The sequence below is a fragment of the Streptomyces sp. NPDC005141 genome (assembly GCF_053599975.1).
This window is the reverse complement of record NZ_JBSFYW010000167.1, coordinates 1-1,325: the sequence shown is the minus strand read 5'-3', so window position 1 is coordinate 1,325 and position 1,325 is coordinate 1. Positions and strand designations below refer to the sequence as shown.

Sequence of the window (1,325 nt, the reverse complement as noted above, 5' to 3'; positions counted from 1 at the left end):
CTGAGGTTCCCCCGTTGCTCGGGAGTCGCCGATCAGCTGGTCAGAGCGGGTTGACGGGTGTTCAGGTTCGTTGGTTCGGCCGTCGCCTGGTCGGCGTAGTACTTCTCCTCGAACTCGATCGGGCTGAGGAAACCGAGCCGTTCCTGGATGCGGCGGGAGTTATAGAAGCCGTCGATGTACTTGAAGAGGGCGAGGTTCGCCTCGGCCCGGGTGGTGAAGGCGCGACCACGGAGGCCCTCGGTTTTGATGAGCATCCAGAGGTTCTCCGCGAGGGCGTTATCGTACGAGTTCCCGACCGAACCCATGGAAGCCTCAACTCCCGCTCGTATCAGCCGAGTTGTCAGCTTGATGGACGTATATTGACAGCCGTGATCCGCATGGTGAATGAGCTTGCCGGGCTCGACCTCACGGGACGCGAGTGCGTACTCGAGCGTGGTCAGCACCAGGTCGGCGTCCGCGCGGGCCGAGGTCTCCCACGCGACGACGCGGCGGGAGAACGCGTCGCGGATCGCGGACAGCCACAAGGGCCCCTCACCGGTGGAGATCATCGTGAGGTCGGTGACCCACAACCGGTTCGGCGCGGGCGCCGTGAAGTCCCTGTTGACCAGGTCCGGGGCCAGGGTGGCCTTGGGATCCCGGCGCGTGAAGCCCTTCCGCCGCGGGCTCACGCCCGCCAGTCCGTCCTCACGCATCAATCGTTCGACCCGCTTGCGGCCGACGTGGACATCCTCGCGTTTGAGGGCGGCGTGCACGCGCGGGGATCCGTAGATGCCGCCGGAGGCGGCGTGGATCTCGCGGATCTGCTCGGTCAACTCGACGTCGCGGCAGCGCCGTTCACATGGCTCCTTCTCCGCGCGGCGCCAGCGGTAGTACGTCGAGGAGGGGATGTGCAGTTCCCGGAGCACGCACTCGACCCCCAGGCGGGGATGCTCGTCAACGAGCGTCGTCACCTGGGCCGGGTCGGGTCGAGTTGCGCCGCGAAAAAAGCTGAGGCCGTCCGCAGGACGTCGTTGGCCCGCTTGAGCTGGGTGTTCTCCTTGCGTAGGGCCGCAAGCTCGGCCCGCTCGTCGGTGGTGAGCCGGTCGTCGCGCTCGCCGGCATCGGCCTCGGCCTGGCGGATCCAGCCGCGCAGGGCCTCGGGATGCACGCCGAGGTCGACGGCCAGCTTCTTGATCTGCGGCTTCGGATCCGTGGTGCGATACAGCCGTACCGCACGCTCACGCAACTCCAGCGAGTACTTTCTGGGGGCAGCCATGGTCGATGTTCCTCTCATGAGTCCCATCTGACCCGCTGTCAGCATCTTCCGCATCTCGGGGGAACCTCAA

2 protein-coding genes are annotated in these 1,325 nt (G+C 66.4%); both read right to left on the bottom strand.

Annotated elements, in window-relative coordinates; all coding sequences use genetic code 11:
• Positions 1-32: 32 nt before the first annotated feature.
• The gene (locus ACWD68_RS41905) at positions 33-950 is read right to left on the bottom strand and encodes an IS3 family transposase (protein WP_451811721.1); all 918 of its coding nucleotides are present in this window, start codon (positions 948-950) and stop codon (positions 33-35) included.
• Positions 947-1,255 carry a transposase gene (locus ACWD68_RS41900; RefSeq protein WP_344391831.1) on the bottom strand — a complete coding sequence of 103 codons (309 nt, stop codon included), beginning with the start codon at positions 1,253-1,255 and terminating at the stop codon, positions 947-949. The genes ACWD68_RS41905 and ACWD68_RS41900 overlap by 4 nt, the downstream gene beginning before the upstream one ends.
• Positions 1,256-1,325 lie beyond the last annotated feature (70 nt).